Raw genomic sequence first — 8,670 nt, forward strand, 5'->3', positions numbered from 1 at the left:
CTTACGTCCAATGGGCACCACCCCGCTGCCAGCCGACCATGGGGACCGAGAACAACAAGGCCGATCCTATATATAGATATATATAGTTCGGCGTAGCGATACGGTCAGTGTCATGAGCAAAAAGGACGCCTACAGTCAGGCGGGCAGAACGGCAGTACTGCAGAACATCCAGGGCACCTTGCAGTTCCTGCAGCGTTTCCCGCCGTTCAACCAGATGGAGCAGAGCCACCTGGCCTTCCTGGTGGAACAATGCCAGCTGCGCTTCTATGCCAGCGGCGAAAGCATCATCAAACCCGCAGACGGGCCGGTCGAGCATTTCTACATCGTCAAGCAAGGCCGTGTGGTCGGCGAGCGCCAGCACCTGGTCAAGCCTGGGGTGGAAACCACCTTCGAAATCACCGGTGGCGAATGCTTCCCGCTGGCGGCGCTGCTCGGCGAGCGGGCGACACGCACCGAACATCTGGCCGGTGAAGACACCTTTTGCCTGCAATTGAACAAAACTGCGTTCATCCGCGTGTTCTCGATGTCGGAAGTGTTTCGAGATTTTGCACTGCGCGGGGTCAGCAGCCTGCTCGACCAAGTCAACCAGCAGGTACGTCAACGTGCAGTGGAAACCCTCGGCACCCAATACTCGCTGAATACCCCGCTGGGCGAACTGGCCATGCGTCACCCGGTGGTCTGCGCGCCGGATACACCCTTGCGCGAGGCGGTGCGGCTGATGCATGAACAGCAGGTCGGCAGCATCGTCGTGGTCGACCCGCAGCGCTACCCGGTGGGCATCTTCACCCTGCGCGACCTGCGCCAGGTGGTGGCCGCCGCCGATGCCGACCTCGGTGCACCGATCGAACTGCACATGACCGCCAGGCCGTTCTACCTCAGCCCACAGGCCAGCGCCTTCGATGCGGCCATGGCGATGACCGAACGGCATATCGCCCACGTCTGCCTGGTGGACAACCAGCGCCTGTGTGGCGTGGTGTCCGAGCGTGACCTGTTCTCCCTGCAGCGGGTCGACCTGGTGCACCTGGCGCGTACCATCCGCCATGCGCCACGCCTCGATTCGCTGGTGCAGCTGCGTGGCGAGATCGGCCAACTGGTCGAGCGCATGCTCGCCCATGGCGCCTCCTCGACGCAGATCACCCAGATCATCACCCTGCTCAACGACCACACGGTGTGCCGGGTGATCGAGCTGGCGATTGCCGAACGTGGCGACCCCGGCGTGCCCTTCAGCTGGCTGTGCTTCGGCAGCGAAGGGCGCCGCGAGCAGACCCTGCACACCGACCAGGACAACGGCATCCTCTTCGAAGCCGCCGACGACACCGAAGCCGAGGCCATTCGCGCACGCCTGCTGCCCTTGGCGCAGTACATCAACCAGTGCCTGGCCCAGTGCGGTTTCACCCTGTGCAAGGGCAACGTCATGGCCGGCAACCCCGAGCTGTGCCTGTCACGCGCACAGTGGGCACGGCGCTTTGCCGGTTTCGTGCGCGAGGCCAGCCCGGAGAACCTGCTGGGTTCGAGCATCTACTTCGACCTGCGCGTGGTCTGGGGCGATGAACAGGGCTGTGAACAACTGCGCCGGCAGCTGCTGGAGCAGGTGGCGGACAACCGCATCTTCCAGCGCATGCTGGCCGACAACGCCTTGCGCCAGCGCCCGCCGGTGGGCCGCCTGCGCGAGTTCGTGCTGACCCGCCAGGGCAACGACAAGGCCGCCACCCTCGACCTCAAGGTCCAGGGCCTGACGCCCTTCGTCGATGGCGCCCGGCTGCTGGCACTGGCCAATGGCATTGGCGCCTGCAACACCCTGGAGCGCCTGCGCCAGCTGGTCGACAAGGGGGTCATCGAGGCGCTCGACGGCGCCGCTTATGAAGAGGCCTACCACTTCATCCAGCAAACCCGCATGCAGCAGCACCAGCGCCAGACCCGCGACAACCTGCCGTACTCCAACCGCCTCGATCCGGACAGCCTCAACCATCTGGACCGGCGCATCCTGCGCGAATCCCTGCGCCAGGCCCAGCGCCTGCAGAGCAGCCTGGCCCTGCGGTATCAGTTATGAGCCTGTTCGCCTGGCTGCGCCCTGCTGCGCCGCTGCTGGACGATGCCTTGCGCCAACGCCTGGCGCGGTTGCCCAAGGCCAAGCCATTGGCCGTGTGCCCCTTGCGCGAGCAACGCTGGGTGGTGCTCGACCTGGAAACCAGCGGCCTGAACCCCAATCGCGATCAGGTGCTGTCGATCGGCGCGGTGGCCATCGAGGACGGTGCCATCGATTTTGCCCAGCAGTTCGAGCGCACCCTGCACCGCCCTGAACAGAAAACCAACGCCAGCGTGCTGATCCACGGCCTCGGGCCGAGTGCCCTGGCTGCTGGCTGCGACCCGGCCGAAGCCTTGCTCGACCTGCTCGAATTCATCGGCGACAGCCCGGTGCTGGCGTTCCATGCGCCGTTCGACCAGCGCATGCTTGCCCGTGCCTTGAAGGAGAGCCTGGGCCATCGCTTGCAGCTGCCCTTCCTCGACGTGGCGGAACTGGCGCCGATGCTCAACCCCGACACCGTGTTGCGCGAGGCCGGGCTGGACGACTGGGTGGCACGCTTCGGCCTGCAGGTGGATGAGCGTCACCATGCCAGCGCCGATGCACAGGTCACGGCAGAGCTGGCGCTGATCCTGTTCAGCCAGGCCCGGCGCCAGCAGCTCGACAGCCCGTTGCAGTTGGAGCAACGACTGCGGGGGTGGCGCAGGCGCGCAGTGCACCACCACGGGCTTTAGAGGTTCAAGGCTTGAGTGTTTTTGCGCCTGTGAAATCGAGCGCCGCCCGCGCGGCGCATCGCGAGCTGCGCTCGCTCCTACGTTTGTTTCGGGCCAATTATTCCTGTGGGATTTTCGCGCGGACGCCTTGGCGCATGACGCGATATCGTGTCGTACCAACAAGGCGGTCGCGCGCGCCTGTAACAGGCGTGACTGGCCGGAAACAAACGTAGGAGCGAGCGCAGCTCGCGATGCGCCGCGCGGGCGGCGCTCGATCTCACAGGCGCCGCAAGACCAAACCCCTGCCCCCACCCCAAGATAATGGCCATCCGATAAGCGTCCATTGCACCTCACCCTCAGCCTCTGTAACAATCGCGAATAATTATCGTTAGTTAATGCATTCGTTCCGGGGGGACGCTGCGTGTCTTCTGCCAACAGCCCACACGCCGAATTGGTCGGTTCGCTGTACCGCGACCATCGCGGCTGGCTGCTCGCCTGGCTGCAACGCAGCATGGCCTGCCGTCAGCGTGCCGAAGACCTGAGCCAGGACACCTTCGTGCGCCTGCTCGGCCGCGAGCAGCTGGACACCCCACGCGAACCGCGCGCCTTCCTCGCCGCCGTGGCCAAGGGCCTGATGTTCGACCACTTCCGCCGCACGGCGCTGGAACAGGCCTACCTGGCCGAGCTGGCGTTGGTCCCCGAAGCCGAACACCCCTCCCCGGAAACCCAGCACCTGATCCTCGAAGACCTCAAGGCCATCGACCGCCTGCTCGGCAAGCTGTCGAGCAAGGCTCGCGCGGCATTCCTGCACAACCGCCTGGATGGCATGGGCCACGCCGAAATCGCCGAACGCCTGGGCGTATCGGTATCGCGCGTGCGCCAGTACATCGCCCAGGGCATGCGCCAGTGCTACGTGGCCCTGTACGGGGAGCCGACGTGAACAACACACCGGTTTCGTCGCAGGTACTGGAAGCCGCCATTGCCTGGAAAATGAGCCTGGACGATGGCAGTGGCACGCCTGACGAACGCACCGAATTCATGCGCTGGCACGCCGCCAGCGAAGAACATGCCCGCGCCTGGCGCCAGCTTGGCGCCCTCGACCAACGCGTCAGCGCTGCGGCCGGCCCGGCTCGCCAGGCCCTGCTGCAATCGCGCGCAGGTTTGCGACGGCGCATCGGCAAAGTGGGTGGCGGGCTGGCCGGGATGTTCCTGCTCGGTTCGCTGCTGGCCTGGGTCGGTGCTCCGTCACTGGCGCCCAGCTACTGGCTGGCCGATCAGCGTACCGCCACGGGCGAACTGCGCACCCTGCGCCTGGAAGACGGCACGCTGCTGAGCCTGAACACCCACACTGCCGTCGACATCGACTACCAGGGCGAGCAGCGCCTGATCGTGCTGCATCAGGGCGAAATCTCGGTCGAGACCGGCCATGACGACCCTCGCCCGCTGCTGGTACGTACCGACGATGGCCGCCTGCGGCCACTGGGCACGCGCTTCCTGGTACGCCGCGAAGACAAGGGCACGCGCCTGGAAGTGCTGCAATCGTCGGTCGCTGCCATGCCACACAACAGCGGTGACGAACAGGTCCTGCGCGAAGGCCAGCAAGTGCTGATGAACAGCAATGGCCTGGGCCACATAGGCCCGGTGCAAGCCGGGGCCGACGCCTGGACTCGCGGCATGCTGGTGGTCGACAACGTGCGCCTGGCTGACCTGCTCAAGCAACTGGGCCATTACCGCAGCGGCCACCTGGGTGTAGCCGATGAAGTGGCCGACCTGCGCGTGACCGGCAGCTTCCCGCTGACCGACACCGACCTGGCCCTGGCCTCGCTGGTGCCGGCCCTGCCGGTGAAGATCGAGCGGCATACACCGTGGTGGGTGACTGTCGTTCCCAAGTAAACCTGTACCGGCCTCTTCGCGGGCAAGCCCGCTCCCACTGAATTTCCGCAGCCCTTAAATCTGCGGCGCACCTGTGGGAGCGGGCTTGCCCGCGAAAGGGCCGGTGCAGGCAAAAGCCAGATCCAGATAATTCTCACTTTTTTCCGATTCCCCCTGTCACTTCTGGCATCTCGCTCGGCAAGGAAGCAGTTAGCACTTATCCGTCGAGGAACCGCTGCATGTCCCGTGCCGTTGATCGTATCCTGCGTCCCAGCCTGATGACCCTGGCCATCGCCATGGCTATGCCCTTGTCCAGCACCGCCCTGTTCGCTGCCGAACAGTCCGCACCGCGCGCCTACAACCTGCCCGCCGCGCCTCTGGCCACCACCCTGAACCAGATCGCCAGCCAGTCGGGCATCGCCCTGGCCATCGATCCGGCGCTGGTCAGCGGCCGTACCTCGGCCCCGGTCAATGGCCAGTACAACGGCCTCGGCGCCCTGCAGGCGGCCTTGCTGGGCACCGGGTTGCAACTGCAACAGAGCAGCGTCGGCAGCTATAGCCTGGTCGCCGTGCCGGATGGCGCCCTGGCACTGCCGGAAACCACCGTGAACGCCGCCAGCGCTGCCGAAAGCGCCTGGGGCCCGGTCGATGGCTACCTGGCCAAACGCACCGCTGCCGGCACCAAGACCGACACCGCGCTGGTCGAAGTCCCGCGCTCGATCTCCGTGGCCACCCGCCAGCAGATGAGCGACCGTGGCGTGCACAGCCTCGACGACGCCGTGAAATATATGCCGGGCATCGTCTCCGCCAGTTTCGGCAGCGACACCCGCTACGACTGGATGCGCGTACGCGGTTTCGAGCCGACCCAGTTCCTCGACGGCCTGCCGCTGCCCCGTGGCGTGTATGCCAACCCCAAAGCCGAAACCTGGAACCTCGACCGCCTGGCCCTGCTGCGTGGCCCGGCTTCCTCAGTCTATGGCCAGACGCCGCCCGGCGGTTTGCTGGACATGGTCAGCCGCCGCCCTCAGGCCGAAAGCGCTAACGAGATCGAAGTGCAGTACGGCAGCGACAACCACCGCCAGATCAACTTCGCCAGCACCGGCAAGATCGATGACGATGGCCGGTTCCTGTACGGCGTGAGTGGTGTGATTCGTGACAGCGGGACGCAGATCGACCATGTCGACAACAAGCGCTACAACATCGCCCCGAGCCTTACCTGGAACATCGACGAAGATACCTCGCTGACCCTGCTGACCCAGTTCACTCGCGACGATACCGGCATCACCAGCCAGTTCCGGCCGATTCAGGGCACCAAGCTCGACTCGCCGTTAGGCAAAGTCTCCCATCACAAGAACCTGGGCGATCCGAACTACGAGTTCTACGACCGTACTTACTACGCGCTGGGCTATGCCTTCGAGCACCGCATCAATGATGTTTGGCAGTTCCGTCAGAACCTGCGCTACACCAAGTCGGACCTGGCCTTCCAGGCAGTCACCGTCAACAGCTACATCCCTGGCCTGCCAGGCTACGAGCTGGATGCCGACGGTAACATCGGGCGTGGCACCACCAACGTCGATGAAGACATCAGCCAGTTCGCGGTAGACAACAACTTCCAGGGTGACTTCAACACCGGCGCCATCAGCCACACCCTGCTGCTCGGCCTTGATCACCAGCGCAGCAACACCAACTACCTGGCGATCTTCGGAACCGCGCCGAGCATCAACGTCAACAACCCGGTGTATGGCTTGCCGATCACTCGCCCAGATCGTTCCACTGCCTTCTACGACTACGACCAGAAAACCCGTCAGACCGGCGTCTACATTCAAGACCAGATGGCCCTCGGCAACTGGCGCCTGACCCTGGGTGGCCGCGAAGACTGGGTGCACACCGGCACCAAGTTCTTCAACCAGGGCGATGCCACCAATACCGAAAGAGATAAGAAGTTCAGCGGCAACGCGGCCATCAGCTATGTATTCGACTCCGGCTTCGTTCCTTACTTGTCGTATGCCGAGTCGTTCCAACCGTCCAGCAATGCTGCCGTGTCTGCAACGGAGTCGTTCAAGCCGACCGAAGGCAAGCAGTGGGAGTTGGGCGTCAAGTACCAGCCACCGGGCTCCAACACCCTGCTGTCGGCAGCCGTGTATGACCTGACGCAGAAAAACGTTTCGGTCACCAACAACGTGGGCGGTGTGACCGTCACCAGCCAGACCGGCGAAGTGAAAGTCCATGGCCTTGAGCTGGAAGCAGTCTCCGACGTCACCGACAACCTCAAGCTGACCGCCGCCTATACCTTGGCCAAATCGGAAGTGCAGGACGGCCTGTACAAGGGCAACCGGCTGCAGCTGATGCCCAACCAGCAAGCCTCGCTGTGGGCCGACTACACCTGGCACAGCGGTGTGCTCGACGGCTTCGGCATCGGCGGTGGCGCGCGCTATACCGGCAACACTTACGGCGACCAGGCCAACACCTACCTGGGCAAGGCCAACGCCTACACCGTATTCGATGCCTCGGTGCACTACGACCTCGGTCGCCTGAGCACCAGCCTCAAGGGCGCGTCGGTGGCGGTCAATGCCACCAACCTGTTCAACAAGGACTACATCTCCACCTGCGACAGTTACTACTGCTACTACGGCGACGAGCGCAGCGTCGTTGCCAGCGCTTCCTACAAGTTCTGAGTGAGCGGGGGCCGCGTCGCGGCCCCACGGTCCAACAGACAAAAATCGGTACCGTGATGAAAAGCCCAACCATCCGCCGCTGGTCGGTGATCCACACCTGGAGCAGCCTGGTCTGCACGGTGTTCATGCTGTTGCTGGCGCTGACCGGCCTGCCGCTGATCTTCCACCACGAACTCGAATACCTGCTCGGCGATGCCCCGCAACTGCGCGAGATGCCCGCCGGCACCCCGCAACTGGACCTGCAGCAGCTGGTCATCAAGGCCGAGCAACACCGCCCCGGCGAGGTCGTGCAGTACTTCGGCTTCGACGAGGACGAGCCCAACGGCGTGCTGGCAATCACCGCCGCCACTGCCGGCACCGAGCCCAATTCGTCACACACCTTCATGCTCGACGCTCGCACCGGCGAAGCCGTGGCCATGCCTGCCGCCAACGGCGGCTTCATGATGCTCATGCTGCGCCTGCACGTGGACCTGTTCGCCGGCCTGCCCGGCAAGCTGCTGCTGGCGTTCATGGGGGTTCTGTTCATCGTCGCGATCGTCTCCGGTACCGTGCTCTACGCACCGTTCATGCGCCGCCTGGGCTTCGCCACCGTGCGCCACGACAAGTCCCGCCGCCTGCGCTGGCTCGACCTGCACAACCTGATTGGCGTGGTCACCCTGGCCTGGGCGCTGACGGTGGGTGTCACCGGGGTGATCAGTGCGCTCTCCGACCTGGTCATCGCCGCCTGGCGCAACGATAGCCTGGCGGCGATGGTCGCCCCCTATCGCGACGCCCCGCCTCTCACCGAACGCGCCAGCGCCACCCACCTGCTGACGATCGCCGAACGCGCAGTGCCCGGCATGCGCCCGGACTTCATTGCCTTCCCTGGCACGCGCTTCTCCAGTGAGCACCACTATGCCGTGTTCATGAAGGGCGCCACGCACCTGACTTCGCACCTGTTGACCCCCGTGCTGGTCGATGCCCGCACACTGGAGGTGACTGCCGTGGGCGAACGCCCCTGGTACATGGACGCCATGGGCCTGTCGCAACCGCTGCACTTCGGTGACTATGGCGGCCGGCCGATGCAGATCCTCTGGGCAGCACTCGATGTGCTGACCCTCATCGTGCTCGGCAGCGGCCTTTACCTGTGGTGGGGCAAGCAGCGCAAGCACCGGGAGGCACGCCCATGACCCACAAGTCGCAAGCCACCGCGCGGGTCTTTGCCTGGCCGCTGCTGATCGCCGTGCTCGGCGCGCTGGGGCTGTTCGCCGCGTTGCTCGGCGATGGCGGGTGGGACGCGCTTTCCTGGCTGGGCCTGGGTATCCCGGCCTGGCTGTCGATACGCGGTCTTTGCCAACGCTGAGGTAACCGGCTAACACAGCCACAAGGGCTCGCACCCGCACCATCG

General features: G+C 64.8%; 7 protein-coding genes. All 7 read left to right on the forward strand.

Annotated elements, in window-relative coordinates:
* The first annotated feature begins 112 nt into the window (after window positions 1–112).
* The 7 genes from OCX61_RS25325 (at window position 113) to OCX61_RS25355 (ending at window position 8,625) form a co-directional block, all read left to right on the forward strand.
* Entirely contained in the window at window positions 113–2,050 is a 1,938-nt protein-coding gene (locus OCX61_RS25325) for a DUF294 nucleotidyltransferase-like domain-containing protein (RefSeq protein ID WP_261941841.1), read from the forward strand.
* Window positions 2,047–2,757 (forward strand): 3'-5' exonuclease, encoded by a 711-nt coding sequence (locus OCX61_RS25330; protein ID WP_261941842.1) that lies wholly within the window; start codon window positions 2,047–2,049, stop codon window positions 2,755–2,757. Before OCX61_RS25325 ends, OCX61_RS25330 begins: the two co-directional genes overlap by 4 nt.
* Window positions 2,758–3,157: 400 nt before the next feature.
* Window positions 3,158–3,676 (forward strand): RNA polymerase sigma factor, encoded by a 519-nt coding sequence (locus OCX61_RS25335; RefSeq protein WP_261941843.1) that lies wholly within the window; start codon window positions 3,158–3,160, stop codon window positions 3,674–3,676.
* Window positions 3,673–4,629, forward strand: coding sequence for a FecR domain-containing protein (locus OCX61_RS25340; protein ID WP_261941844.1), 957 nt, complete (start codon window positions 3,673–3,675; stop codon window positions 4,627–4,629). The genes OCX61_RS25335 and OCX61_RS25340 overlap by 4 nt, the downstream gene beginning before the upstream one ends.
* Before the next feature lie 218 nt (window positions 4,630–4,847).
* Complete coding sequence (locus tag OCX61_RS25345; RefSeq protein ID WP_261941845.1) at window positions 4,848–7,283, forward strand: TonB-dependent siderophore receptor; 2,436 nt, start codon at window positions 4,848–4,850, stop codon at window positions 7,281–7,283.
* A gap of 56 nt (window positions 7,284–7,339) precedes the next feature.
* Window positions 7,340–8,452, forward strand: coding sequence for a PepSY-associated TM helix domain-containing protein (locus tag OCX61_RS25350; RefSeq protein ID WP_261941846.1), 1,113 nt, complete (start codon window positions 7,340–7,342; stop codon window positions 8,450–8,452).
* Window positions 8,449–8,625, forward strand: a complete 177-nt coding sequence (locus tag OCX61_RS25355; RefSeq protein ID WP_261941847.1) for a hypothetical protein — start codon at window positions 8,449–8,451, stop codon at window positions 8,623–8,625. Before OCX61_RS25350 ends, OCX61_RS25355 begins: the two co-directional genes overlap by 4 nt.
* Window positions 8,626–8,670: the final 45 nt, after the last annotated feature.

The sequence above is a fragment of the Pseudomonas sp. LRP2-20 genome (assembly GCF_024349685.1).
In the GTDB taxonomy this organism is placed as follows: domain Bacteria; phylum Pseudomonadota; class Gammaproteobacteria; order Pseudomonadales; family Pseudomonadaceae; genus Aquipseudomonas.